Origin of the sequence: Bacillus sp. L381, assembly GCF_030284525.1 — a bacterium.
In the GTDB taxonomy this organism is placed as follows: Bacteria; Bacillota; Bacilli; order Bacillales; family Bacillaceae; genus Bacillus; species Bacillus amyloliquefaciens.
Genome location: NZ_CP127224.1, coordinates 2,299,993 through 2,326,676, shown reverse-complemented (window position 1 = coordinate 2,326,676; position 26,684 = coordinate 2,299,993). Strand labels below are relative to the sequence as shown.

General features: G+C 48.0%; 27 protein-coding genes. 19 read left to right on the top strand and 8 right to left on the bottom strand.

All coding sequences use genetic code 11. From position 1 onward, the window contains the following. Positions 1-7: 7 nt before the first annotated feature. The 3 genes from recN to spo0A all read left to right on the top strand — a co-directional run bounded on the left by recN (position 8) and on the right by spo0A (position 4,263). On the top strand, positions 8-1,738 hold the full coding sequence (gene recN / locus QRX25_RS11750) for a DNA repair protein RecN (protein WP_115997625.1): 1,731 nt from the start codon (positions 8-10) through the stop codon (positions 1,736-1,738). A 163-nt stretch (positions 1,739-1,901) separates the two neighbouring features. After that, positions 1,902-3,182 (top strand): SpoIVB peptidase, encoded by a 1,281-nt coding sequence (gene spoIVB / locus QRX25_RS11745; RefSeq protein WP_115997624.1) that lies wholly within the window; start codon positions 1,902-1,904, stop codon positions 3,180-3,182. Positions 3,183-3,462: 280 nt separating this feature from the next. Next, the gene (spo0A, locus tag QRX25_RS11740) at positions 3,463-4,263 is read left to right on the top strand and encodes a sporulation transcription factor Spo0A (protein ID WP_045510705.1); all 801 of its coding nucleotides are present in this window, start codon (positions 3,463-3,465) and stop codon (positions 4,261-4,263) included. Here spo0A and QRX25_RS11735 read toward each other — a convergent pair. The 7 genes from QRX25_RS11735 to QRX25_RS11705 form a co-directional block, all read right to left on the bottom strand. After that, entirely contained in the window at positions 4,258-4,392 is a 135-nt protein-coding gene (locus QRX25_RS11735; RefSeq protein WP_258415239.1) for a hypothetical protein, read from the bottom strand. The genes spo0A and QRX25_RS11735 overlap by 6 nt on opposite strands. A gap of 60 nt (positions 4,393-4,452) precedes the next feature. Next, positions 4,453-5,634, bottom strand: coding sequence for an alanine racemase (gene alr / locus QRX25_RS11730; protein WP_212098435.1), 1,182 nt, complete (start codon positions 5,632-5,634; stop codon positions 4,453-4,455). Between the two features lie 185 nt (positions 5,635-5,819). Beyond that, positions 5,820-6,032: a spore germination protein gene (locus QRX25_RS11725; protein WP_013352823.1), complete on the bottom strand. Its 213-nt coding sequence runs from the start codon at positions 6,030-6,032 to the stop codon at positions 5,820-5,822. 124 nt (positions 6,033-6,156) lie between these two features. Continuing rightward, on the bottom strand, positions 6,157-6,369 hold the full coding sequence (locus QRX25_RS11720) for a spore germination protein (protein WP_014470647.1): 213 nt from the start codon (positions 6,367-6,369) through the stop codon (positions 6,157-6,159). Between the two features lie 126 nt (positions 6,370-6,495). Further along, positions 6,496-7,614 (bottom strand): NADH-dependent flavin oxidoreductase, encoded by a 1,119-nt coding sequence (locus tag QRX25_RS11715; protein WP_212101730.1) that lies wholly within the window; start codon positions 7,612-7,614, stop codon positions 6,496-6,498. A 93-nt stretch (positions 7,615-7,707) separates the two neighbouring features. Then, complete coding sequence (locus QRX25_RS11710; protein WP_014470646.1) at positions 7,708-7,845, bottom strand: hypothetical protein; 138 nt, start codon at positions 7,843-7,845, stop codon at positions 7,708-7,710. A gap of 292 nt (positions 7,846-8,137) precedes the next feature. Further along, positions 8,138-8,770 carry a helix-turn-helix domain-containing protein gene (locus tag QRX25_RS11705; protein WP_212098433.1) on the bottom strand — a complete coding sequence of 211 codons (633 nt, stop codon included), beginning with the start codon at positions 8,768-8,770 and terminating at the stop codon, positions 8,138-8,140. Between the two features lie 147 nt (positions 8,771-8,917). On the opposite strand from QRX25_RS11705, the gene ytaF reads away from it, so the two are divergent. From ytaF to prpB, 10 genes are all read left to right on the top strand, one after another. Then, entirely contained in the window at positions 8,918-9,553 is a 636-nt protein-coding gene (ytaF, locus tag QRX25_RS11700; protein ID WP_212098429.1) for a sporulation membrane protein YtaF, read from the top strand. 332 nt (positions 9,554-9,885) lie between these two features. Then, positions 9,886-10,179 (top strand): lipoprotein YqiH, encoded by a 294-nt coding sequence (yqiH, locus tag QRX25_RS11695; protein ID WP_497748154.1) that lies wholly within the window; start codon positions 9,886-9,888, stop codon positions 10,177-10,179. 19 nt (positions 10,180-10,198) lie between these two features. Then, positions 10,199-10,825, top strand: coding sequence for an N-acetylmuramoyl-L-alanine amidase family protein (locus QRX25_RS11690; RefSeq protein WP_045510717.1), 627 nt, complete (start codon positions 10,199-10,201; stop codon positions 10,823-10,825). Positions 10,826-10,912: 87 nt separating this feature from the next. Next, positions 10,913-11,650, top strand: a complete 738-nt coding sequence (locus QRX25_RS11685; RefSeq protein ID WP_212098426.1) for a glycerophosphodiester phosphodiesterase — start codon at positions 10,913-10,915, stop codon at positions 11,648-11,650. A gap of 139 nt (positions 11,651-11,789) precedes the next feature. Continuing rightward, positions 11,790-12,971 carry an acetyl-CoA C-acetyltransferase gene (locus tag QRX25_RS11680; protein WP_212098423.1) on the top strand — a complete coding sequence of 394 codons (1,182 nt, stop codon included), beginning with the start codon at positions 11,790-11,792 and terminating at the stop codon, positions 12,969-12,971. Positions 12,972-12,991: 20 nt separating this feature from the next. Next, positions 12,992-13,843: a 3-hydroxybutyryl-CoA dehydrogenase gene (locus QRX25_RS11675; protein ID WP_065981850.1), complete on the top strand. Its 852-nt coding sequence runs from the start codon at positions 12,992-12,994 to the stop codon at positions 13,841-13,843. 30 nt (positions 13,844-13,873) lie between these two features. Beyond that, positions 13,874-15,007, top strand: coding sequence for an acyl-CoA dehydrogenase (locus tag QRX25_RS11670; RefSeq protein ID WP_065981849.1), 1,134 nt, complete (start codon positions 13,874-13,876; stop codon positions 15,005-15,007). A 23-nt stretch (positions 15,008-15,030) separates the two neighbouring features. Continuing rightward, entirely contained in the window at positions 15,031-16,128 is a 1,098-nt protein-coding gene (gene mmgD, locus QRX25_RS11665) for a citrate synthase (protein ID WP_013352810.1), read from the top strand. Between the two features lie 25 nt (positions 16,129-16,153). Then, the gene (locus tag QRX25_RS11660) at positions 16,154-17,581 is read left to right on the top strand and encodes a bifunctional 2-methylcitrate dehydratase/aconitate hydratase (RefSeq protein ID WP_212098420.1); all 1,428 of its coding nucleotides are present in this window, start codon (positions 16,154-16,156) and stop codon (positions 17,579-17,581) included. An 18-nt stretch (positions 17,582-17,599) separates the two neighbouring features. After that, positions 17,600-18,505, top strand: coding sequence for a methylisocitrate lyase (gene prpB, locus QRX25_RS11655; protein ID WP_065981847.1), 906 nt, complete (start codon positions 17,600-17,602; stop codon positions 18,503-18,505). 28 nt (positions 18,506-18,533) lie between these two features. Here the strand turns inward: prpB and QRX25_RS11650 are convergent, their stop codons facing one another. Continuing rightward, complete coding sequence (locus QRX25_RS11650; RefSeq protein WP_013352807.1) at positions 18,534-18,776, bottom strand: DUF2627 domain-containing protein; 243 nt, start codon at positions 18,774-18,776, stop codon at positions 18,534-18,536. A 153-nt stretch (positions 18,777-18,929) separates the two neighbouring features. Between QRX25_RS11650 and QRX25_RS11645 the strand changes: the two genes are divergently transcribed. The 6 genes from QRX25_RS11645 to QRX25_RS11620 all read left to right on the top strand — a co-directional run bounded on the left by QRX25_RS11645 (position 18,930) and on the right by QRX25_RS11620 (position 26,682). Beyond that, positions 18,930-20,999 carry a sigma-54 interaction domain-containing protein gene (locus QRX25_RS11645; protein ID WP_115997619.1) on the top strand — a complete coding sequence of 690 codons (2,070 nt, stop codon included), beginning with the start codon at positions 18,930-18,932 and terminating at the stop codon, positions 20,997-20,999. 122 nt (positions 21,000-21,121) lie between these two features. Continuing rightward, positions 21,122-22,015 (top strand): phosphate butyryltransferase, encoded by an 894-nt coding sequence (yqiS, locus tag QRX25_RS11640; protein WP_115997618.1) that lies wholly within the window; start codon positions 21,122-21,124, stop codon positions 22,013-22,015. Between the two features lie 13 nt (positions 22,016-22,028). Next, positions 22,029-23,123 (top strand): branched-chain amino acid dehydrogenase, encoded by a 1,095-nt coding sequence (gene bcd, locus QRX25_RS11635; RefSeq protein ID WP_013352804.1) that lies wholly within the window; start codon positions 22,029-22,031, stop codon positions 23,121-23,123. A gap of 17 nt (positions 23,124-23,140) precedes the next feature. Continuing rightward, positions 23,141-24,256 carry a butyrate kinase gene (gene buk / locus QRX25_RS11630; protein ID WP_115997617.1) on the top strand — a complete coding sequence of 372 codons (1,116 nt, stop codon included), beginning with the start codon at positions 23,141-23,143 and terminating at the stop codon, positions 24,254-24,256. After that, entirely contained in the window at positions 24,246-25,667 is a 1,422-nt protein-coding gene (gene lpdA, locus QRX25_RS11625) for a dihydrolipoyl dehydrogenase (RefSeq protein ID WP_065981844.1), read from the top strand. Before buk ends, lpdA begins: the two co-directional genes overlap by 11 nt. Positions 25,668-25,689: 22 nt before the next feature. After that, complete coding sequence (locus tag QRX25_RS11620) at positions 25,690-26,682, top strand: thiamine pyrophosphate-dependent dehydrogenase E1 component subunit alpha (RefSeq protein ID WP_212098417.1); 993 nt, start codon at positions 25,690-25,692, stop codon at positions 26,680-26,682. Positions 26,683-26,684: the final 2 nt, after the last annotated feature.

Sequence of the window (26,684 nt, the reverse complement as noted above, 5' to 3'; positions counted from 1 at the left end):
ATGCTGTTTGTTAGCTGAACTATCAATAAAAAACTTTGCCATTATAGAGGAACTGACGATTTCGTTTGAACGGGGGCTCACCGTCCTGACGGGAGAAACAGGAGCCGGCAAGTCAATTATTATAGACGCTGTTTCCCTGTTAGTCGGCGGCCGCGGGTCGTCTGAATTTGTCCGTTACGGTGAAACAAAGGCCGAGCTTGAAGGACTGTTTCTTTTAGACAGCGGCCATCCCGTTTTTGAGGTGTGCCGTGAGCAGGGAATAGACGCATCTGACGACATGATTGTCATGAGAAGGGACATCAATGCCGGAGGAAAAAGCGTCTGCCGTGTCAACGGAAAATTAGTAACGATCGCGGCTTTAAGGGAGATCGGCAGACTTTTATTAGATATTCACGGACAGCATGATAACCAGCTGTTGATGGAGGACGACAAGCATTTAGAGCTTTTGGATAAATTTGCGGGCGCTGAGGCCGAATCAGCGCTTCAGGCTTACCGGGAAGGCTATGACCGTTATATGAAGCTGCTCAAAAAAGTGAAGAAGCTGTCAGAGAGCGAGCAGGAAATGGCGCATCGGTTAGATCTGATCCAATTTCAGCTTGAAGAAATTGAATCGGCGAAGCTTGAATTGAATGAAGACGAGATTCTTCAGGAAGAACGGAAGCAAATATCCAACTTTGAAAAAATTTATGAATCATTGCAAAACGCCTATAATGCGCTCCGCAGTGAGCAGGGGGGTCTCGACTGGGTCGGAATGGCCTCTGCCCAGCTTGAAGACATTTCGGATATCAATGAACCGCTGCAAAAGCTGTCCGAAAGTGTGTCAAGTTCCTATTATCTGCTGGAAGATGCGACCTTTCAGATGCGCAATCTGTTAGATGATCTGGAATATGATCCGGAACGGCTGAATTTTATTGAAACCCGTTTAAACGAGATTAAACAGCTGAAGCGCAAATACGGAGCGACAGTAGAAGATATTCTGGAATACGGCTCAAAAATAGAAGAGGAAATCGATCAAATCGAAAACCGTGACAGCCACCTTGAAACGCTGAAGAAGGAACTGGAGTCCGTCGGCAAAGATGTGGCCGTAGAAGCCGCCAACTTATCAAAAATCAGAAAAGCATGGGCCAAAAAACTGGCTGAAGCGATTCATCAGGAATTAAAAAGTCTGTATATGGGCAAATCTACATTTGATACGGAATTTCTCGTGAAAACCGATCCGTCAGCCGGTGAAGCGCCGGTTGTCAACGGCCAGCCCGTGCAGCTTACCCAAAAGGGTATTGACCTTGTGAAATTTTTAATTTCAACAAATACCGGTGAGCCTCTCAAGCCGCTGTCAAAGGTTGCGTCCGGCGGCGAACTTTCAAGGGTGATGCTGGCGATAAAGAGTATTTTTTCTTCCCAGCAGGATGTCACTTCCATCATCTTTGACGAAGTGGACACCGGTGTAAGCGGGCGGGTTGCGCAGGCCATCGCGGAAAAAATCCATAAAGTATCTACCGGTTCACAGGTGCTCTGCATTACACATCTCCCGCAGGTTGCCGCCATGGCGGACACGCACCTTTTGATCGCGAAGGAATTAAAAGACGGCCGGACGACAACGCGTGTCACGCCGCTTTCCCAGCAGGACAAGGTAGCGGAAATCGGCCGCATGATTGCGGGCGTCGAAGTGACAGATCTGACAAAACGGCATGCAAAAGAGCTTTTAAAACAGGCCGGACAGGTAAAAACGACAGGATAAGCTGCTGATACAGGCAGCTTATTTTTTTGTTCCATTTCTCTAACAGTGTATCCAATGTTTTTCTTCGTATGCCGGTTATAAATCAAGCGCAGGAAGGCAAAAGTATAGATGTAGCAGAAAAAGAAAGTGGTGTGGGATAGGAGCGAGGAGAGTGAAGGAATGAATGCACGATAACATGAGGAAAGCAATAGGTGTAATTCTCCTTGTTTCTTTACTAAGTGTAGGCTTTTTTAAGCCGTTTAAAGAATATTTACTGATACCGTCGCAAATGAGCGTCTTTGAAAAACAGACACAAGCCGTTTCAGTCAATGCATCAATAAGCGCCGAAAAGGGCGAATTATCAGAAGCCTTTACGCTGAAAGAAGAGCACGGTCATGCAAACATAACAGGGCAAAAACAAGGCCGGTCAGAAGTAGTATATGATCTTGCCGGATTTCCCATTAAAAAAACGAAAGTGCGAGTCCTTCCTGAATTAAAGGTCATTCCGGGCGGACAGTCCATCGGTGTAAAACTGCATTCAGTCGGTGTTTTGGTCGTCGGCTTTCACCAGGTGATGACAAAGGATGGAAAAAAGTCTCCGGGAGAACAAGCGGGAATTGAATCTGGCGACATCATTATTAAAATGAACGGACATAAAATTGAAAAAATGAGCGACATCGCCCCGTTTATTCAAAAAGCGGGCACAACTGGAGAATCATTGGATTTATTGGTGAAACGCGATAAGCAAAAAATCAAGACAAAGCTGATTCCGACAAAGGATGAAGCTGAAGGGAAATATCGAATCGGCCTTTATATCCGCGATTCGGCAGCCGGCATCGGCACTATGACATTTTTTGAACCGAAAACAAAAAAATACGGCGCATTGGGCCACGTCATTTCTGATATGGATACGAAAAAACCGATTGTTGTAGAAGACGGAGAAATCGTCCGTTCAACTGTAACCTCCATTGAAAAAGGAAAAGGCGGCAATCCCGGCGAAAAACTGGCAAGGTTTTCGTCAGAACGGAAAACGATCGGCGATATTAACCGCAACAGTCCGTTCGGCATCTTTGGGAAACTGCATCAGCCGATTAAAAACAATATTTCCGACAAAGCCCTTCCGATTGCTTTGTCAAATGAAGTAAAAAAAGGACCGGCGCAAATGCTGACGGTTATTGAAAACGATAAAGTAGAGAAATTTGATATTGAAATCGTCAGCACCACGCCGCAAAAATTCCCGGCGACAAAGGGTATGGTATTAAAGGTAACCGACCCGAAACTGCTGAAAAAAACCGGCGGAATCGTTCAGGGAATGAGCGGAAGCCCGATCATCCAGAACGGGAAAGTCGTCGGAGCCGTTACCCACGTGTTCGTCAATGATCCGACAAGCGGCTACGGCGTTCATATCGAATGGATGCTTTCTGAAGCGGGCGTTGATGTTTACGGAAAAGATAAAGCAAGCTGACTGCCGGATGATCCGGCAGTTTTTTTATTTGATGCGTTCTTCACTTCTATCCTGGATTCATGTAAAATAAGACATGAAGATTTTTCGACAAATTCACGTTTCCTGATTTGTCAAACTTAATTTTTAGTCGAAAAACCTAGAAAATGCTAGAAAAACAAAGATATACCACTATTATTGGTAAATATGGATTTTTTAAAAGGGGAAGTAGTGGTTTTGTCGAATGTAACATGTAGCAGTCAAATGGGTTGCGTCCTGTTAATACATTGGGGGAGGAAGAAACGTGGAGAAAATTAAAGTTTGTGTTGCTGATGATAATCGAGAGCTTGTAAGCCTGTTGAGTGAATATATAGAGGGACAGGATGATATGGAAGTGATCGGCGTTGCTTATAACGGACAGGAATGCCTTTCTTTGTTTAAAGATAAAAATCCCGATGTGCTCGTTTTAGATATTATTATGCCGCATCTGGACGGTCTTGCGGTTTTGGAGCGCCTCCGGGAATCAGAACTTGCGAAGCAGCCGAATGTCATCATGCTGACGGCATTCGGTCAAGAAGACGTTACGAAAAAAGCCGTCGATTTAGGTGCGTCTTATTTCATCCTGAAGCCGTTTGATATGGAAAACCTTGTCGGCCATATCCGCCAGGTAAGCGGAAATGTCAGCAGCGTCACACACCGTGCGCCGTCCGCGCAAAGCAGCATCATCCGCAGTCAGCCTGAGCCGAAGCGGAAAAATCTTGATGCCAGCATTACAAGCATTATCCATGAGATCGGTGTGCCTGCCCATATCAAAGGCTATCTTTATTTGCGTGAAGCCATTTCCATGGTGTATAACGATATTGAACTCCTCGGCAGCATCACAAAAGTCCTTTATCCCGACATCGCCAAAAAATTCAACACGACCGCAAGCCGTGTAGAACGCGCCATCCGCCATGCCATTGAAGTCGCATGGAGCAGGGGAAATATTGACTCCATTTCTTCGCTGTTCGGGTATACTGTAAGCATGACAAAAGCAAAACCAACCAATTCAGAGTTCATCGCGATGGTTGCTGACAAGCTGAGATTGGAGCATAAAGCTTCATAACGCAAGCTGAATGGCAGGATGTCTTTTCACGTCTTCTTTTCCGTGCATAATGCGGAAGAGAAGGCGTTTTGTGCTTTTGCTGGTGAAAACTAGTGAATCACTCGCACCGGCACCTGAATTTTTATACATAAGCAAAATCCCTCTGGTCCGAGGAATCTTGATGCTGCATAAAAGCGGGATTTATGGCACCTACACGTATAATACGGGAGCTGATACTTTGATGATCTCGCCGTCTCTGATATAAAAGCGGGGGACGCGGCGGCTTAACGTAGATACGACTTCATAATTAATCGTACCGAGCATTTCGGCAATCTCATCAACTGAAATCTCGGCTCCTTTTTGTTTACCGTAGATGACGACTTCTTCTCCTTGTTTGCCCTCACTCTCACCCAAACTGACCATGATCATGTCCATCGTCACTCTCCCCGCCACCGGCACCCGTCTGCCGCGATAAAGAATAAACCCGCGGTTGGAAAGGGCGCGCGAGTAACCGTCAGCATAGCCGATCGGAATTGTCGCGATGATTTCACCCGGTTTGGCGATATAGGTCGCACCATAACTGACGGTCCGAGGCTCTGTCACCATGGCTTTCACATAAGCGATACGCGCCTTTAAACTGAGTGCGGGCGTGAGTTTCACGATGTCCAGCTCCTTGATATAGGCGGACGGGTATAATCCATATAAACCGATGCCTAAACGGATCATATCGGCGCTGAATTCCGGGAAAGCGATAGCGGCTGCTGTGTTGCACATATGCACGGTAGGGAGCGTAATGTCTTGGCTTTTTAAAAAACGGAGAAAGCTGATAAATTTTTCGTGCTGCAGCATCGTCAATTCAGTATCAGGTTCATCCGCTGTTGAAAAATGTGTAAAGATGCCATCCCATGACAGGTATGTACTCGACTTGAGCGCTTTTACAACTGCTAACAGGTCTTCTTCTGTGCGTACACCGAGCCGGCCCATCCCGGTATCCACATTAATATGAATGGACAGCCGTTTCGAAACCGCTTCTTTTTCCAATATCTGATTCGCTTTTTTGATCCAGCTGACTTGAAACGCTGACAATGTTATATTCCAGACGGCAGACTTTTTCACACAGCTGAGAGCGGTAAAGCCGAGCACAAGGATCGGTGCCGTAATCCCCGCTCTTCGTAACACAATTCCCTCTTCGACGCTGGCGACTGCGAGCTCGCTCGCTCCGCTTTCCAGTGCCTGCCGCGCAACTTCGACAGACCCGTGGCCATACGCGTTTGCTTTTACGACGGCCATAATCTTAGACTTATTCGGAATATGGCGGCGGATCGCCCGTATATTCTTTTTTATCGCATCAAGGTCAACTTCAATCCAAACTTCCCGGCAAAGTTTTTTCATCGCGATTCCTTCTTTCCGTAATGAGATTCAGTACTGTCGTGTTTTCATGCTTTCAATCTGCATTCTATTCACTCTTAACTGAAATCATTCAAAACATGAGAAGGTGATCGCTGATTGTTTTCAGTGATTCTGTCGGCCTGCTTATATTTACGCTTTACGTGTCTATAAGGGCTGCGTGGCAGCCCTTAAATTGACTTCACAATATTCTGATCTGAAAATTGATGCTCAAACATTTTGGCCTGGCTCACAGCATTGCTTTGAATGACAATACCGATATTTCCCCCTCCGGCACCGAAAACGGTTTTTGATGCAGTCACCGGACTGATGGATATAGCGCCGCCAACATTGACAACTCCGTTTCCTGATACGTTGTTTATCGTAATCGGGCAACCGCTCATTCTATTTTTTCTCCTTTCTCTCTAAGTCTACTATCTATATGTACGCTGTGATATGAAATAAGATTAAACAAAACGGTAAAAAAATCCGGCTGCCGTGAGCCGGAAAAGGAGGGTAATACAGATATCATAGTGTTTTCATTACATTTTGATCAGAGAATTGAGAACTTGAAGATTGAGCCGTGCTGGATTGATTCATTTGGAGAACCATACCGATATTTCCTCCTCCTGAGCCGTAGACGGTTTTTGATACGGTTAAAGGACTTATCGAAAACGCGCCGCCGACATTGACAACCCCGTTTCCGGAAAGACTGTTAATCGTAATAGGAAATCCAGCCATCATATACGGACTCCTTTCTATTAATCTATTTACTATATGTACGCAGTGTGTCAGAAATAAGAGTAAACAAAGCGGTAAAAATTTATGAATCAAAAAAACTGCCGGACATCCGGCAGTTTTTTGTGGTTATTTTTCAAACGGCACCCAGCCGCCTGTATTCTGGATCATTTCCCATAACGGTTCAGGGAGTCGGTATTTCTCAATTTCAGATGCTTTAATGGCTTTTTCGATTTCCTGCTCGCGGCCTTCTTTGATCAGCACCGACCATTCGGGGTTGATCAGAATGACACGTCCCAGAGCCACCAGCGGAATTCCGCTTTCTAATACGGCTAGTGCTTCATCCGCGGTATAGATAGAACCGACCGCCATCAGCGGCACTTTATGGCCGACACGTTCGTTTAATAAATCCATCCGTGTACGTGAAGTATCTGCGCCGCGGCGGGCTTTGGAAGTGACGTCCATCAGTGAAATATGCAGGTAATCCAAGTTTTGTTCCGCAAGCGCGTCGGCGAGCAGGAAGGTTTCTTTCATTGTAATCCCAGGTGTTTCCGGCTCTTCCGGTGACAGGCGGTAGCCGATAACAAATGGATTTTCAGCGTGTGCAGCAATCGCCTGTTTGACAGCGTCAACGACTGCAAGCGGGAACGCAAGGCGTTTTTCATCGCTTCCGCCCCAACGGTCTGTGCGCTGATTTGTTTTCGGAGAGTAAAATTGTTGAATCAGGTACCCGTTTGCCCCGTGAATTTCAACACCGTCAAAGCCGGCTTCAATCGCTCTGCGTGTCGCTTCGCCGAACGCTTTTACGATGTGCTCAACTTCTTGTTCAGTAAGAGCCCGGGAAGTTTGTCTGCCGTCTTCTTCTGAGCCGCTCGGGCTGACGACGTCTTTGTTTGGCACGAGTTCAGGAGGGCTTTCCAATCCGCCATGGTGAATCTGCACAACGGCTTTCGCTCCTTGAGACTGGATCGCCTGAGCGAGTTTTTTCAAGCCGGGAATGTGAGAATCATCATAGATACCGGGCTGGCCGGGAAACGCTTTGCCATCAGGTGTTACGTTTGCACATGCCGTAATGACCATGCCCATTTCTTTTGAACGGGGAATAATGTAGCTTAATTCACGGTCTGAAATTGTTCCGTCATCGTTTGATGAATAGTGTGTCATCGGTGCGACAGAAATACGGTTTGGTATGGTGACGCCGCTTTCGAACGTAAAAGGTTCAAACAGCGGTTTATAAATTTGCTTCATCATTTCGCCTTCTTCCTTAGAAGTTTAACTCGTCCGTATTCTAGCTTATGTTTTAATTGTGTGCAATTATTTTGCCTGTGCTTTATCCTGAGATTATGATCGGCTGAACCATTTAAATGAATGGAACGGTTTTCTCCGTTCTTTTTCAGGATCTTTATACCCGCCTGAAATTTGATGGCCGATCGAGCTGAATATGACAGCAGCGGCGAAGAGGAGAATGATTTTTTTCATATGCATATCTTCTTTCTAATCATTTACAAGATTATTTATAAGCATACGCTTGTGCGAAAAAACCGTCAATTTGTTTTTTATTCTTTTTTCCACTTTCCTGCGGCGAATATCGTTCCGATCTGAATCACAACACTTAACAGAGCGCACACTGCCACAACTGTGTTGCTGTCCATAGAAGACACCCTCCTTTTTGTTAGGTTAATGTATCATATGACAGCTGTCTCTGTTTTGACAAAACCGTAATGCGGTGTTTCATATTTTTCAACAAAAAAGGGCGCTTTTTTAAGCGCCTTTACTTTTTTTTCAGCCGATGCAAAGCGATTTGAACGGCGATCGCGTCGTCCAGATAGCCAATCGGAAACATGTAATCCGGAATGACGTCCGTCGCCAAAATATAATACAGCAGCGCGCTCCCGAGAATCGCGCGGTCTTCAGCCGGTGTTGATTCATCCATATACTGATGATGCATGTTTTTCAAGTGATCAATAAAAGGGCCGACGCTTTCTTCGTTATCCATTTTCTTTTGAAACTCATCACAAATCAGGCGATGGCCCTGCTGGGTTTTGGCATATTGTTCATATCTGGTCAGCTCGCGTTCAATTTGCTCGCGGGAAAAAGGCTGATCAAACATCTCCGCCATATTCAGCATATCCTGAATCGCGTGCATCGGATCTTGCGGCGCAGCTTCTTTATCATGGCCGATGTCTATGCCTGACGCCTCAAGCAATTCCTCCAGCGGGGTGCGGAGGTGTTTTGAAAATTCCTGAAGATGCTTTAAATTGGCCTTCTGTTTGCCGTTTATAATCCGGGAGATGGTGGCCGTATCAATGTTGGTTAAGGCGCCGAGTTTTCTCATGGAGAGCGAGTGCTTATCAAGCAGTGATTTTAAAAGGGGGCCCAATGTCTTTTTTTCATTTTCTGCCAAGGGTGTCACCTCGTTTCCGCCGGAATGATGATAATCAGTCAATAATTTTTTGCAGAAAAGGTACCTTTTCTGTGCTGCTGAATAGGATAGTGTAGATTCAACAGCGCAACATGTTGAAAAGACATCAAAGAATGGGGAGAAAATAACATGGCTTGGTTATTGATTTTAGGTTTGGCAGTGTCCTCGAGCATTGATAATTTAGGAGTGGGGATGTCATACGGCATCAGAAAGATCAAAATATCGCACATGTCAAATATGATGATCGCTTTTATCTGTTTTTTATTCAGTTATATCGGGATTTATTTCGGCAAATGGATTTCAGCCGTTCTGCCGGGTTTTCTTCCCGTCTTGCTGGCGGCTTTTATCTTATCTGTCATCGGCATCCGCATCATCCTGCTGGCTGTGCCGAGAAAAAAAGAACATTCAGCGCGTGCTGATGTGTCATCAAGAAAAAAAGGCCGTTTTGCCGGTCTGTTACAAAACCCGGAGACAGCGGATGCTGACGGTTCGGGAGAAATCGGTATATTGGAATCCATGGTCCTCGGAGTGGCCGTATCCGCAAATGCGCTGACTAACGGATTAAGCGCGGGCCTGATCGGGCTTTCTCCCGCCGCAATTTCCATCACTGCGGCGCTCGGAAGTTTTCTGACCATATGGCTCGGCTGCTTGCTTGGGAAAAAAGCTGCGTCATTGCGCATCGGATCTTTCCATGTCGGACAGTTCAGCACGGTGCTGAGCGGAGTGATCATTCTCATCATTGCCGTCAATACGCTGCTCTTTTAAGTTGTCCCGTTCATTTTATGAAAAACGCAAAATAAATATGAACAATTCTATTCGGGAGAGCGATGGTGAGGCTCTCTTTTTTTGATTGATCTGATATTTTTTCAAAATGAATAGAAAGTCGTCCGTTTCCGTTAATTTCTGCATATCCGCTCTTCAGACAGAACCTTTTTCATAGACGGATCAGCTCGTTTTCTTTCTAAGTTCAGGTAATCAGCGGGTCAGAAATCCTTCATTCCAAATATGGAAAAGCACTGGAGGGAAGAAGGCGCCCTTTACAAATCGGCCATTCTGTTCAAAGATAAAGCCGAATGAGAAAACGTGAGGTGATCTGTGTGAAGTCTGTCATACTTCTGATCTTCACCGCATGGCTGTTATCAGGCTGCGAGTATACCGCGGAGGCGGATTCGGCGCCGTCATTTACACAGGAAGGAACATTTATAAAAGCGTCCGGAAACGATACGATCGCGGTGAAAATTGACGGAGAGCGGCAAGAGGTGAAGGTGCCTTTCTCTAAGCGTTTTGAATGTCAGTCTCTGCCTGAACATACGGCGGTGCAAATCACCTATAAAAAAGAGAGCAACGGGCAATTACGGCTTGAAAAACTGAAAAGAGAAACAGATATGTAAAGAACGGGGAGGAAAAAACGTGGGTTTACTGACAAAAAGCGCTGCAGCATTCGGTGCCGCTCTGCTTCTTCTTGCACCGTCCGCTTATGCAGCTGAATCTGTGCAAGGAAAAACCATTTATATCGATGCCGGACATGGCGGAGAAGACAGCGGGGCCGGCGGAAATGGACTGCTGGAGAAAAATATCAATTTAGCGGTGTCAAACAAGGTGGTCGCCAAATTGGAGGCAGAAGGCGCAAAACCTGTTGCTTCAAGAACGGATGATACTTTTTTAAGTTTGGACGAGCGGGTGGCGAAAGCAAGCGCCAGCCAATCCGATTTATTCGTCAGCCTCCATACGAATTCAGCCGTATCAACGGCATCGGGCACAGAAACGTATTTTAACTCAACATATGAAGGAGCAGACAGCGAGAGGCTTGCTTCTGACATTCAACAGCAGCTTGTCTCGTCTTTAGAGATGAGGGACAGAGGTGTAAAAGAAGCCCCTTTTTATGTCATTACATATTCAAAAATGCCGAGTGTGCTGGCTGAATTAGGCTTTATCACAAATTCTCAAGATGCGGACAAGCTGAAAAACGAGACTGGACAAGAGCACGCCGCAGACGCTGTTGTAAACGGAATCGAAACCTATTACAGCGGGCAATAATTATAAAATATGTGTAAATAGCGCCCTCCTTATGTGCATAACGATTATAATAGAGAAAACCGATGACAAACACCTGAGGTGACACATATGACGAATATTTTTGCCCACCGGGGGGCGTCGGGCGACTATCCCGAAAATACGATGCTCGCGTTCACAAAAGCGATTGAGGACGGAGCTGACGGAATTGAACTTGACGTACAAATGACAAAAGACGGCCGAATCGTGGTTATTCACGACGAAACCCTTGACCGTACGACGTCTTTGAAAGGCTTTGTGAAAGATACGGCGTATGACAAAATCAGAACCGCCGATGCCGCCGGCAAATGGAAAGATTCGTTTAAAGGAGTCAGAATTCCGCTTTTGTCAGACGTGCTGCGTTTTGCGGAGCGTGCTGATTGTCTGATCAATATTGAGTTGAAAAACAGCGTGTTCCGTTACGAGGGAATGGAAAAAGAAGTGATCAAAAAAGTCAGGTATTACGGACTGGAACAGCGCGTTATTTTTTCTTCATTTAATCATGAGAGCCTCGCGCTTTGCCACGCCTTGGCACCTGAGATAGAACGGGCGGTGCTGACGATGGATGTGCTTTACCGGCCTGAACGGTATCTTGCTTCAATTCCCGCTTCTGGTTATCATCCGAAGCTCGGCACGCCGGCGGTCAGCGCTGAAGTGATCAAACATCTTGCAAAACACCAAACGGCGCTCCGTCCGTTCACCGTCAATCGGCCGGAAGATATGAAGCAGCTGATAAGAGCGGGAGCAGACGCATTTTTTACCGATTATCCAAAGCTGGCTCTTTCTATAAAAGAAGAATGCTGCAACTAAGAGGACTGTTCAGACAGTCCTCTTTTTTATGGGCGGAAACAGCACAGGGCGATCATAACTTGGTCAGCCGGTTCATATATTGGAACAGGGCGTTTTGTGTAAGCGTTATCTTTTATCTTATTGAAAGTGAGGCAAAATTGTGGGAAAAACGGTTATCGTCAGTGCGGCTAGAACGCCGTTCGGAAAATTCGGAGGGGCATTAAAAGAGGTAAAAGCAGCCGAGCTTGGGGGCATTGCCATAAAAGAAGCAATCAAGCGCGCCGGCATCAGTGAAAGCGAAGCAGAAGGTGCGGTGATGGGAATGGTCGTCCAGGCGGGCGCGGGACAGATTCCGGCGCGGCAGGCTGCGAGGCATGCCGGGCTTCCGTGGTCCGTTCCGGCTGAAACCATTAATAAGGTCTGTGCATCGGGGCTCAGAGCCGTTACCATCTGTGATCAAATCATCCGGGCAAAAGATGCGGACGTGCTGATTGCAGGCGGTATGGAAAGCATGAGCAACATTCCGTACGCCGTTCCGGCCGGCCGCTGGGGTGTGAGAATGGGAGACGGGGTTTTTCAGGATTTGATGGTTCATGACGGGCTGACCTGTGCGTTCGATCATGTGCATATGGCTGTCCACGGAAGCTCTGCGGCCAAAAAGTACGGCATTTCCCGAGATGAACAGGACCATTACGCTCTTTTAAGCCAGAAACGCGCGGCTGAGGCAGCTGAGACGGGTAAATTGCATGAAGAAATCGTCCCCGTCACCTGGACCGGTAAAAAGGGCAAACAGCATACTGTTGCAGCAGATGAGGGGCTGCGTCCTGATACAAGCCTTGACCAGCTCGCAAAGCTCAAACCTATTTTTACAGCAGACGGAACGGTCACCGCCGGAAACGCTCCCGGTGTAAATGACGGCGCCGGAGCATTTGTGCTGATGTCGGAGGAAAAAGCCGCGAAGCAGCATGTCAGACCGCTCGCTGCGATACTTGGTTTTGCGTCTGTCGGACTGGAAGCGTCCGAGCTTGCAAGCGCGCCGGGAGAAGCTATCAGCCGGCTCTTGAAAAAAACCGGATTGTCCGTTGACGACATCGATTTGTTTGAAGTAAATGAAGCATTTGCGTCCGTCGTCCTCGTGAGCGAAAAAATAGCCGGGTTCAGCCGGGAGAAAGTGAATGTTAACGGGGGGGCAATTGCGTTTGGCCATCCGATCGGCGCAAGCGGAGCCAGAATCATCATGAGTTTGATATACGAATTAAAGCGGCGCGGCGGAGGTTTAGGCATAGCGGCTATATGCAGCGGAGCGGCTCAAGGAGACGCCGTCCTGCTGGAGGTGTACTGATATAACGAAGGGAGCGTCAGATGAAGATGAAAACAATCATGGTCGCAGGTGCCGGACAGATGGGAGCCGGCATCGCACAGACAGCTGCCGAAGCTGGGTTTACCGTCATGTTATATGACTGGGAGCCGGAAATGGTGACAAAAGGCCTTTACCGCATAAAAACAAACCTGGAGAAAGATCAGGCGAAAGGACGCAAGACACAGCATGAAACAGATGCCGTTTTCAGCCGCATTTCCCCGGCAGAATTAACGGACGCGGGAAATGCTGATTTTGTAATAGAAGCGATTGCCGAAAACAAAAAAGCAAAGGCCGAATTGCTCGGCACACTTGATAAACTGTGTCCTCCTCATACCGTATTGGCAAGCAATACGTCTTCTCTTCCCATTACGGAGCTTGCCGCTGTCACAAAAAGGCCTGAAAAAGTAATCGGCATGCATTTTATGAATCCGGTTCCCGTCATGGAGCTTGTCGAAGTCATCAGAGGGCTTGCCACATCGGAAGAAACATCGGAAACAGTAAAGAAGCTTGCCGTTCAGATGAAAAAAATACCTGTCGAAGTCAATGACTTTCCAGGCTTTATATCTAATCGCATATTAATGCCGATGATTAACGAGGCCGTTTATTGCCTTTATGAAGGTGCGGCCTCAAAGGAAGCGATTGACGATGTGATGAAGCTCGGCATGCGTCATCCGATGGGGCCTTTAACATTAGCCGATTTCATCGGATTGGATACGTGCCTTTCCATTATGGAGGTTCTCTATTCGGGACTCGGAGATTCGAAATATCGCCCATGCCCTCTGCTCAGAAAATATGTCAGCGCCGGCTGGCTCGGCAAAAAAAGCGGGCGCGGTTTTTATGAGTACAACAGATGACATAAAAATCATTTAGGGGAGGCGCCAGTCGTGCATTTTACAGATGAGCACATCATGATGAGAAAAATGGTGCGTGATTTTGCGCGCAAGGAAGTCGCGCCGATGGTTGAGATCATGGAAACAACCGATGAATTTCCGGACCGGCTGATTAAAAAAATGGGGGAAGCGGGGTTAATGGGGGTTCCCGTCCCGGAAGCTTATGGCGGTGCGGGCGCTGATATAACATCTTATATTATAGCGATTCATGAAATATCAAAAGTAAGCGCGGCCGTCGGCGTTATTTTATCCGTCCACACATCGGTAGGGACAAACCCGATTTTGCATTTCGGGACAGAAGCCCAAAAACAAATGTACATTCCAAAGCTGGCAGCGGGCGAATATGTAGGAGCGTTTGCACTTACTGAGCCTCAATCCGGATCTGATGCGGGAAGCCTGAAAACAACGGCCGTGCGAAAAGGCGGTTCCTATATTCTGAACGGTTCAAAAATCTTTATTACAAACGGCGGAGCGGCAGATCTGTATCTGACATTTGCCTTAACCGATCCGGCTAAAGGGAGGAAGGGGATCTCCGCTTTTATCGTTGAAAAAAACACACCCGGCTTTTCTATCGGAAAAAAAGAAAAAAAGCTCGGACTGTTAGGTTCCAACACCGTCGAATTGCAATTTGACCAAGCGGAAATTCCAATTGAAAATCGGCTCGGCGAAGAGGGCGAGGGTTTTTCAATCGCCATGAAAAACCTTGATGTCGGGCGGATCGGCATAGCGGCTCAGGCGCTCGGGATTATCGAAGCGGCGCTCGGCTGCTCTGTCGAGTACTCCAAAACCCGCAGCCAATTCGGCAGGCTCATCTCCTCGAATCAGGCTGTTTCTTTTAAACTTTCTGACATGGCGACGAATGCGGAAGCTGCCAAATTATTGGTCTATCATGCTGCTGATCTGTATCAGCGCGGGCTTCCGTGCGGAAAAGAAGCATCAATGGCGAAACAGTTTGCGTCTGATGCGGCGATGAAAGCGGCGGTGGAGGCCGTGCAGATTCACGGCGGCTACGGCTATATGAAAGAGTATCCCGCGGAGCGTTTATTTCGGGATGCGAAGGTCACGCAAATTTATGAAGGCACCAATGAGATTCAAAGGCTGATTATTTCTAAGTATCTTCTTCAATAAAATGTGCGAAAAGGAGCGAAATCATGGAATCTTATTCTCCCGGTTTAGATGGCGTCATTGCGGTGGAAACGGGAATTTCTTTTCTGGATACACAGCAGGGCAGTATTTTGATCAAGGGCCACGATCTGATTGAGCTTTCTAAAACGGCCGGCTATATGGACATTGTCCATCTCTTATTGGAAGACAGACTTCCTGATGCGAAAGAGAAGGCGGCGCTTGAAGAAGACGTCCGGCGCGGCGGATACCTTCCTGAGGAAATCTTGCACATCTGCCGTCTGCTGCCTGAACATACTCACCCGATGGACGGACTGAGGACGGGTTTGTCCGCACTTGGAGGCTTTGACAAGGACATTGATGACCGCACCTCATCTGTAAATCAGCACCGTGTCCGCGGGCTGATAGGCAAAATGCCGAATCTGACCGTCAACAGCTATCGTGTCATAAATGGGCTGGAGCCTTTAGCGCCTGTCGGGACCTTATCGTACAGCGCAAACTTTTTATATATGATTACCGGAAAAACCCCGTCATCCTTGGAAGAAGAAATATTCGACCGGTCGCTTCTTTTATACAGTGAGCATGAATTGCCGAACTCAACGTTTACGGCCCGAGTCATTGCTTCGACACAATCGGATATATACGGCGCTCTGACCGGAGCCGTCGCCTCATTGAAGGGAAACCTTCACGGTGGAGCGAACGAAGCGGTGATGTACATGCTTGAAGAAGCGAAGGATACAGACGGGTTTATACAATTGTTAACTCAAAAACTCGCAAACAAAGAAAAAATCATGGGCTTCGGTCACCGTGTCTACATGAAAAAAATGGACCCGAGGGCGCTTATGATGAAAGAAGCATTGAAAAAGCTGTCTGATCTTTCGGGTGATTTCCGTCTTTATAACATGTGTGAAGCCGGTGAAACCGTCATGCGGGAGAAAAAAGGCCTTTATCCGAATTTAGATTACTACGCAGCGCCGGTCTATTACATGCTCGGCATTCCGATTCCGCTGTACACGCCTATATTCTTCAGCGCACGGACGGTCGGCCTATGCGCGCACGTCATTGAACAGCACAGCCGAAACCGGCTTTTCCGCCCGCGTGTCCGCTATACCGGAGCGCGCCTGTAAACAGATGAGAAAGGAAGATGAAAACATGACAGAAACCCGCCGAATGGACGCCGTGATCGAAGAGATTTCTGATTACGTGCTCCATCAAGAGATTGACAGTTCAGAAGCTTTCACTACGGCAGAACATGTGCTTCTTGATACGATAGGCTGCGGAATTCTGGCGCTCAGCTATCCTGAATGTACAAAGCTGCTCGGCCCGATTGTCCCGGGCACCTCCGTGCCGAACGGAAGCAGAGTCCCCGGCACGCCTTTTGTTTTAGACCCCGTCACGGCCGCTTTTAATATCGGATGTATCAACAGGTGGCTCGATTATAATGATACGTGGCTTGCCGCGGAATGGGGGCATCCGTCTGACAATCTCGGAGGCATTTTGGCCTGTGCGGACTATATTTCCAGGGTGAGGATGTCTGAAGGGAAAGAACCGCTTACCGTGCGCGATGTGCTTCGCGCAATGATCAAAGCGCACGAAATCCAAGGTGTTCTCGCTTTGGAAAACAGTTTAAACAGAGTCGGACTTGACCATGTGCTGTTTGTGAGAGTGGCGACTGCGGCTGTGTGCACGCAAATGCTGGGCGGTTCAAAAGAGGAAATCAGCAACGCCGTATCACACGCCTGGATTGACAATTCAAGCCTTAGAACGTACCGGCACGCACCGAACACCGGATCGCGCAAATCATGGGCGGCCGGTGATGCGACGAGCAGAGGCGTGTATTTGGCCCTCATGGCACTGAAAGGTGAAATGGGATACCCGACGGCCCTGACCGCACCGGGATGGGGATTTCAAGATGTATTATTTAATCAGCAGGAAATGAAGCTTGCCCGTCCGCTTGGGTCCTATGTTATGGAAAATGTCTTATTTAAAGTATCCTATCCGGCTGAATTCCACGCCCAGACAGCTGCGGAATGCGCGGTCCAACTCCATCCTGAGGTGAAAGAGCGCATCGGGGAAATCGACAGAATCACCATTTTGACGCATGAGTCAGCGATCCGGATTATTGATAAAAAAGGGCCGCTTCACAATCCGGCTGACCGGGATCATTGCCTGCAGTACATTACGGCAATCGGGCTGCTTTTCGGAGATATTACGGCAGACCATTATGAAGAGGAAACGGCGTCTGACCCGAGAATTGATACATTGCGGAGCAAAATGGAGGTGACGGAGCATAAAGCGTACTCAAAAGATTACTTAGACCCGCATAAGCGATCCATCTCAAATGCCGTGCAGGTGCATTTTACAGACGGCACAGCTACGGAACGAATTGAATGTGAATACCCGCTCGGGCACCGATTCCGCAGAAAAGAAGCCGTTCCGAATATTCTTGCCAAGTTTTCAGCAAACGTCAGCACTCATTTTTCACTGAAGCAGCAGCATAAAATAGAAGAAGCCTGCAAACATAGCGGACGGATGCAGCAGCTCAGCGTTATTGAATTTATGGACTTATTTCTCGTATAAAGTAGGAGGGTGACAAACATGACGTGGATCGTCAGCAGGCAGTCGTCTCAAGAGGAGCTTGCAGAGCGGTTCCGTACGCAGATGACAGCGCCGGATCTATTGCAGATCCCCGGCGCTCACGATGCGATGGCTGCTCTTATCGCCAAGAAAACGGGGTTTTCAGCTCTTTATTTGTCAGGTGCGGCTTACACGGCGAGCAGAGGGCTTCCTGATTTAGGCATCATCACGTCGGCGGAAATGGCTGAACGTGTTAAAGACCTGGTCCGTGCCTCTGACCTGCCCGTCCTTGTGGATATTGATACGGGTTTCGGAGGAGTGCTGAATGCCGCCCGGACGGCGAAAGAAATGTATGAAGCGCGCGCAGCCGCCGTCCAAATGGAGGACCAGCGCCTGCCGAAAAAATGCGGGCATCTGAATGGGAAGCAGCTCGTGCCGATTGAAGAAATGGCGCAGAAAATTCAAGCGGTCAAGCAGGCAGCGCCGACTCTTCTCGTTGTTGCGAGGACAGACGCCAGACAGCAGGAAGGGCTGGAGGGCGCATTAAAAAGAGCGGCCGCTTATATAAAAGCGGGTGCTGACGCCATTTTCCCGGAAGCGCTCCAATCAGAAAGTGAATTCAGAGCGTTTTCCAAACAAATCAGTGTGCCGATTCTCGCAAATATGACTGAATTCGGAAAAACGCCATATTACAGCGCTGAAGAATTCTCCGGCATGGGCTGTCAGATGGTCATTTACCCTGTCACGTCACTCAGGACGGCGGCCAAGGCTTTTGAGCGTATTTTCCGCCTTATAAAAGAAGAAGGCTCGCAAAAAGAGGGACTTTCGGATATGCAGACGAGAAAAGAATTATATGAAACGATCGCTTACGATGACTATGAAGAACTTGATCAATCCATTGCAAAAACGATACTGCCGGATGACTGAAAAAAGCCCTTTTTTGCAAGGGCTTTTTTTACAGCTTTTTTTTCCTGAACCGCGGGCTGACTTGATTGCGTTTCCGATCTCTGTACAGAATAAATCCGGCCAGAATATAAAGGCCGAACAAAAAAAACGCCAGTCCGGCCGCTCCCTGAAGAAAAAGGGACGGAAACGGGGCAAACGTATGCCCGAATAATGCATCTCTCATCAGCTTAATGCCGAGCGCCGCAACAGCGCCGGGGAGGACCAGGATCAAAAGCGCAACAAGCCGGCTCATATTCAGAAAACCCCTTTTCGATATGATTTCCTTTATTGTCCAATCGAAAAAAAATTTTGTCAAGAGATGAAAACATGGTAACATAGGGGTTGTGCAAATTATTGCAACGGAAAATACAGGTGTGCAAATTTTTTCATACAAAGGGGTATCGGGATGCAGAAGGTGCTGATTATAGGTGCTGGTAAAGGAGGCACGGCGCTCTTACAGATTTTGATGAAAACAAAACTGATCCGGATTATTGCGGTGGTTGACCAAGATCCGGAGGCGCAAGGGCTGCAAGAAGCCCGGAGATATGGAATTGCAACCTCATCAGATTGGAAACCTTACATAACCGAAGATATAGATATTATCATCCATACAACGGGTGACAAAGCGGTCATGGATGAGCTGCTCCATGAGAAAAAAGAACAAACCATCGTCATGCCGGGGAAATTGGCGTACATGGTGTTTCAGCTGATGGAGGAAAAGCAGCAGCTTATTCAAATGCTGAAGTCGCAGACGTATAAGCATGACCGGATTTTTAATTCAACCCACGACGGCATGATTTTTATAGACGTCAACGAAACAATCATTTTATTTAATCAGATGGCTGAAAAAATGGTCGGTCAAAAACGGGAGCATGTCATCGGCCGCCAAATTAAAGATGTAGTGCCGAACACAAAACTGCCGCGGATTCTGGAAACGAGAGAGCCGGAATATAACCAGAAGCAGCTTCTCGGAAAGCACCTGCAGATTGTCACGACAAGACTGCCGATTATTGATGAAGGCGGAAAGCTTCTCGGTGCGTTATGTGTGTTTAAAGACATCACGGATGCAGTTGAGCTGGCAGAAGAGGTAACGAACTTAAAACAAATCCGCACCATGCTTGAAGCGATTATTCAATCGTCAGACGAAGCCATTTCCGTCGTTGATGAAAACGGCATCGGAAAGTTAATCAACAAAGCGTATACAAAAATGACCGGCCTGTCAGAAAGCGAAGTCATCGGAAAACCCGCCTCCACCGATATCTCAGAAGGAGAAAGCATGCACCTGAAAGTATTGGGGACAAGGCGGCCTGTACGGGGTGTAAGAATGAAAGTCGGCCCCAATAAAAAGGATGTCATCGTGAATGTTGCCCCGGTTATTGTGGACGGCATTTTAAAAGGCAGCGTCGGAGTCATTCACGACGTGTCAGAAATTAAAACACTGACTGCTGAACTGAACCGGGCGCGGCAGATCATCCGCACGCTTGAAGCGAAATACACGTTTGACGATATTATCGGCACGAGTGAACAAATGCTGGTCGCCCTTGAACAGGCGAAGCTTGGGGCGAAAACGCCGGCGACGATTCTGCTGCGGGGAGAATCCGGCACCGGAAAAGAACTTTTCGCCCACGCCATCCATAACGAAAGCGACAGAAAATACAATAAGTTCATTCGGGTTAATTGTGCGGCCCTGTCTGAATCCCTGCTTGAATCCGAGCTTTTCGGCTATGAGGAAGGCGCGTTTACGGGCGCGAGGCGCGGGGGCAAAAAAGGGCTCTTTGAAGAAGCGAATAACGGCAGCATTTTCTTAGATGAAATCGGAGAGCTGACCCAAAGCACCCAGGCGAAGCTGCTCAGGGTTCTGCAGGAAAAAGAAATTACCAGAGTCGGCGGTGCTAAAGCGATTTCTGTCAATGTCAGAATTATCGCAGCGACAAACGTCAATATCGAAAAGGCCATGGCGGAAGGAACGTTCCGGGAAGACCTGTATTACCGAATTAACCGGTACCCGATCTCAATCCCGCCGCTTCGGCAGCGCAAAGAGGATATTGAAGCGCTGAGCATACGGCTCATCGAAAAAATCAATCAGGATTACGGACGCAACGTAAAGGGGCTCGCGCCGAACGCGCTGCGTGCTTTATCAGCCTACAGCTGGCCGGGAAACGTCCGAGAGCTCGAAAATGTTCTCGGCCGGGCGATGATATTTTTAGAGCCGCACATGGAGCGGATAGAACAGCAGCATCTGCCTGTTTTTGAAACAGAGCTGAGTGAAAAAAGCGGCGCCCAAAGTGATTTTCCGGATGTGGAAGGAGAAAAACTCTCTCAGGCCGTTGAAAAATTTGAAGCGCACGTCATTCAAAAAACGCTTGAAAAGCATAAATTCAACCGAACCAAAACGGCAAAAGCGCTTGGCGTCAGCATTCGGAATCTGTACTACAAAATGGACAAGTACGGCCTTGCAAATGACGGCATGCAATAAATTGCAGAGAAAGCGCAAACAGCTGCATGTTTTCTTGAAAAAAGGCCGGAATATCCCTCCCGCACATTTGGCACGGAACTTGCATTGATAAAAGCGGATTCGAACAAGGAAGGTGGTACAAAATGAAGCTGAAAGACTTAGTTGAAAAAGCCGCGGCAAAAAACGCAAAAACCATTGCAGTGGCCCACGCAGCAGATAAAGAAGTAATCCAGGCCGTCAAAATGGCGGCAGAGCACTTGTCGGCACGATTTTTACTGACGGGTGACAGCGGAAAGCTGAAAGAGCTTCTGGCAAATGAGCCGAAGTTCAATGCTGAAATTATCCACGCCGATTCACCCGAAGAATCTGCGGCAAAAGCAGTGCGCGCAGTGCGCGAACAAGAGGCGGATATTTTAATGAAAGGGAATCTGCCGAGCTCAACTCTTCTGAAATCGGTTTTGAACCGCCAGGAAGGGCTGCGTTCTAAAAGTGTGTTATCACATGTAGCCGTTTTTGAGGTGCCGGACTATGACCGGCTGATGTATGTGACTGATTCAGCGCTGAACATCGCACCGTCTCTTGAAGAGCTCCGGCATATTCTGCAAAATGCGGTTCATGTCGCGCATTCAGTAGGGAACCCCATGCCGAAAGCCGCAGTCCTTGCCGCTATTGAAACGGTTAATCCGAAAATGGAGGCGACGCTGAACGCGGCTGCGATCGTCCAAATGTGCAATAGAGGCCAGATTACAGGCTGTATCGCGGACGGACCGCTTGCTTTGGATAATGCTGTATCTCAAGCTGCCGCACTGCAAAAAGGGATTTCCGGAAGCGTAGCGGGCCAGGCGGATATTCTCTTGGTTCCTTCAATAGAGGCTGGAAATATGCTTTATAAGTCAATGATTTATTTTGCGAAAGCAAATGTAGCTGCCGTCATCGCGGGTGCGAAGGCGCCGATTGCATTAACGAGCAGAGCGGATACTGCAGAAAATAAACTGTATTCAATTGCGCTTGCGATTTGCGCATCACAAGAACAGTAGGAGGAACGTACCTATGGAAATTTTTAAATATATGGAGACTTATGATTATGAACAATTGGTATTCTGCCAAGATGAACAGTCAGGTTTAAAAGCGATTATCGCGATTCATGATACAACGCTCGGCCCTGCACTCGGCGGAACGAGAATGTGGACATATGACAGTGAAGAAGCGGCAATTGAAGATGCATTAAGACTTGCAAAAGGCATGACTTATAAAAATGCGGCTGCCGGTTTAAACTTAGGCGGCGGGAAAACCGTTATTATCGGGGACCCGCGCAAGGATAAGAATGAAGAAATGTTCCGCGCATTCGGCCGGTACATTCAAGGCTTAAACGGAAGATATATTACCGCTGAAGACGTCGGCACAACCGTTGAAGATATGGATATTATTCATGATGAAACTGACTATGTAACAGGGATTTCTCCGGCATTCGGTTCATCAGGAAACCCATCTCCGGTTACGGCGTACGGCGTCTACAAAGGGATGAAAGCTGCTGCTAAAGCGGCGTTTGGCACTGATTCACTGGAAGGAAAAACAATTGCCGTGCAAGGTGTGGGGAATGTGGCTTACAATCTTTGCCGCCATCTTCACGAAGAAGGTGCTTCTTTAATCGTGACGGATATCAATAAAGAATCTGTTAAACGTGCCGTTGAAGATTTCGGGGCCCGCGCAGTTGATCCGGATGACATTTACTCACAGGCGTGCGATATTTATGCTCCGTGTGCCCTCGGCGCCGTCATTAACGATGACACGATTAAACAGCTGAAGGCGAAAGTTATTGCGGGAGCGGCCAATAACCAGCTGAAAGAAACACGTCACGGCGATACGATTCATGAAATGGGAATCGTGTACGCGCCGGATTATGTCATCAATGCCGGCGGTGTCATTAATGTAGCTGATGAGCTTTACGGCTATAATGCTGAGCGGGCTTTGAAAAAGGTTGAAGGCATCTATGCAAATATTGAACGGGTGCTCGATATTTCTGCGCGTGACGGCATTCCGACTTACTTAGCGGCTGACCGTCTGGCTGAAGAACGAATTGAGCGCATGCGCCGTTCAAGAAGCCAGTTTCTGCAAAACGGCCAAAGTGTATTAAGCAGACGATAGGAAATTGATCTGGAGGTATGAAAATGTTCGAACAGGAAAAACGCATTCTCATTCTGAATCCAGGCTCAACATCAACGAAAATCGGTGTCTTTCACAATGAACGCTGTATCTTTGAAAAGACGCTGCGGCACCCCGAAGAAGAGCTGAAAACATTTAACAGCATTATCGACCAATACGAATTTCGAAAAATAAGCATACTTGAGTCTCTGCACGAACAGGGCATCAACATTTCAAAGTTTGATGCCGTTTGTGCCAGAGGCGGCCTGATCAGGCCGATTGAGGGCGGCACATATGAAGTGAATGACGCCATGATCACTGATTTGAAAAACGGGTACAACGGCCAGCACGCTTCGAATCTGGGCGGAATTATTGCCAGGGAAATAGCTGACGGACTTAATATCCCGGCGTATATCGTCGATCCTGTCGTGGTGGATGAGATGACACCGCTTGCTAAAGTATCTGGAATGCCTGAAATCAAGCGGAAAAGCATTTTTCACGCTTTAAACCAAAAAGCCGTTGCTCGTCAGGCGGCGGCGTCTCTCGGCAAGCGGTATGAACAGATGAAGATGATCGTCACTCATATGGGCGGCGGCATTACAGTCGGCGTTCATGACTGCGGACGGGTGACTGATGTCAACAACGGGCTTCACGGAGAAGGGCCATTCAGTCCGGAACGTGCGGGAACCGTTCCGGCGGGTGATCTGGTGGAGATGTGTTTTTCCGGCAAGTATTCAAAAGCCGATATGATGAAAAAACTTGTCGGCACGGGCGGACTCTCCGGCTACCTGGGGACAACGGACGCGGTGAAAGTGGAAAAACGCATTCAGGACGGAGATGAAAATGCGAGGCTCATTTATGACGCCATGGCTTATCAGATAGCGAAAGAAATCGGGGCGGCAAGCGCCGTTTTAAAAGGAAAAGTAGACATTATCATCCTGACAGGCGGATTGGCGTACGGGAAAGATTTCGTTTCCGCCATCAGATCGTACATAGATTGGATTTCGGATGTACTGGTGTATCCGGGAGAAAATGAACTGCAATCTCTTGCGCAAGGCGCGCTTCGGGTTTTAGCCGGTGAGGAGCAGGCGAAACAATATCAGATCGGTGAAGGAGTGAAAACAAATGGCGACTGAGTATGATGTGGTCATTCTGGGCGGCGGCACGGGCGGTTATGTTGCCGCCATCAGAGCGGCCCAGCTCGGCTTAAAAACGGCCGTTGTAGAAAAAGAACAACTCGGCGGAACATGCCTTCATAAAGGATGTATTCCGAGTAAAGCGCTGTTAAGAAGCGCAGAAGTGTATCGAACCGCAAAGGAAGCGGCAGCATTCGGCATTGAAACGGAAGGTGTCTCCCTCCGTTTTGACAGCGTGCAAAAACGAAAGCAGGGAATCGTTGACCGGCTGGCCGGAGGTGTCGCCCATCTGATGAAAAAGGGGAAGATTGATGTATTCAACGGGTACGGACGTATGCTCGGCCCTTCCATCTTCTCACCTCTTCCGGGTACCATTTCCGTCGAATACGCAAATGGTGAAGAAAACGACATGCTGATACCGAAACAATTAATTATCGCAACCGGTTCAAGGCCGAAAATGCTTCCAGGTTTAGAAGCAGACGGTACTTATATTCTGACGTCAGATGAAGCGCTGCAGCTTGAACGTCTGCCTCAATCCATGATAATCGTCGGCGGCGGTGTCATCGGTATTGAATGGGCATCCATGCTGAATGATTTCGGCGTCAATATCACTGTAATTGAATACGCGGACCGCATTTTGCCGACTGAAGACCGTGATATTTCAAGCGAAATGGAAAAACTGTTAACGAAAAAAGGAATTAAGATCGTAACGGGTGCGAAAGTGCTTCCGGATACATTGGAAAAAGCGGACGGCGTTTCAATTGAAGCTGAAAAGAATGGTGAAAGCGAAACGTATCACGCGGAACAAATGCTTGTTTCCATCGGCCGCCAGCCGAATATTGAAGGTATCGGGCTCGAAAATACGGACATTGCAGCGGAAAACGGTTCTATCGTCGTAAACGAATCTGGACAGACGAAGGAATCGCATATTTATGCGATCGGTGATGTCGTCGGCGGGCTGCAGCTTGCACATGTGGCCTCCCGTGAAGGCATCATTGCGGTTGAGCATATGGCGGGTCTTAATCCGGCTCCGCTTGATGCCGCCCTTGTGCCGAAATGCATTTATTCAAATCCGGAAGCGGCGAGTGTCGGTATGACAGAAGAAGAAGCCGCCGGAAAAGGCCATGAACTTAAGATCGGGAAGTTTCCGTTCATGGCGATCGGAAAGGCTCTTGTATACGGAGAAAGCGACGGCTTTGTCAAAATCATCGCCGACCGCAATACAGATGATATTCTCGGTGTTCATATGATCGGTCCGCACGTTACCGATATGATCTCTGAAGCGGGGCTTGCCAAGGTCCTCGATGCGACGCCGTGGGAAATCGGTCAGTCCATACACCCGCACCCGTCGCTTTCAGAGGCGATTGGAGAAGCTGCGTTAGCCGCAGACGGAAACGCGATTCATTTTTAAAAGGAAAGAAGGAGGGGTTTGAATGACTACAAACCGCCATCAAGCATTAGGGCTTTCTGACGCGGAAGCCGTTGAAATGTACAGAACCATGCTGTTAGCCAGAAAAATCGACGAAAGAATGTGGCTGTTAAACCGTTCGGGCAAAATTCCGTTCGTTATTTCATGTCAAGGGCAGGAAGCGGCTCAAGTAGGCGCGGCCTATGCTTTAAACCGTGATACCGACTATGTGCTTCCGTACTACAGAGATATGGGGGTTGTGCTTGCATTCGGGATGACTGCAAAGGATTTGATGATGTCCGGTTTTGCGAAAGCGGCTGACCCGAACTCAGGCGGAAGGCAGATGCCGGGCCACTTCGGGCAAAAGAAAAACAGAATCGTAACGGGCTCATCCCCTGTGACGACACAGGTGCCTCACGCGGTCGGAATCGCGCTTGCGGGACGCATGGATAAAAAGGATATCGTCTCTTTCGTTACCTTTGGAGAAGGATCTTCCAACCAGGGAGATTTTCACGAAGGGGCAAACTTTGCCGCCGTGCATAAACTGCCGGTCATTTTCATGTGTGAAAACAATAAGTATGCTATCTCTGTCCCGTATGACAGACAGGTGGCCTGCGAGAATATTTCCGACCGGGCGGTAGGCTACGGCATGCCGGGAGTCACTGTTGACGGAAACGACCTGCTGGGAGTTTATCAGGCTGTGAAAGAAGCGCGTGAACTGGCGTCTAAAGGCGAAGGCCCTACATTAATAGAAACGGTTTCCTACCGTTTGACGCCGCATTCCAGTGATGACGACGACAGCAGCTACAGAGAACGTAAAGAAGTAGAAGAAGCAAAGAAACAAGATCCGCTTCTTATATACAAAGCATACCTGCAAGAAGCCGGGCTTCTCGGCGAAGAAGAAGAAAAGGCCATGCTGGATGACATCATGGCCATCGTAAACGAAGCGACAGACGAAGCGGAGAAAGCGCCATACGCATCTCCTGAATCAACGCTTGATCACGTTTATGCGAAGTAGGG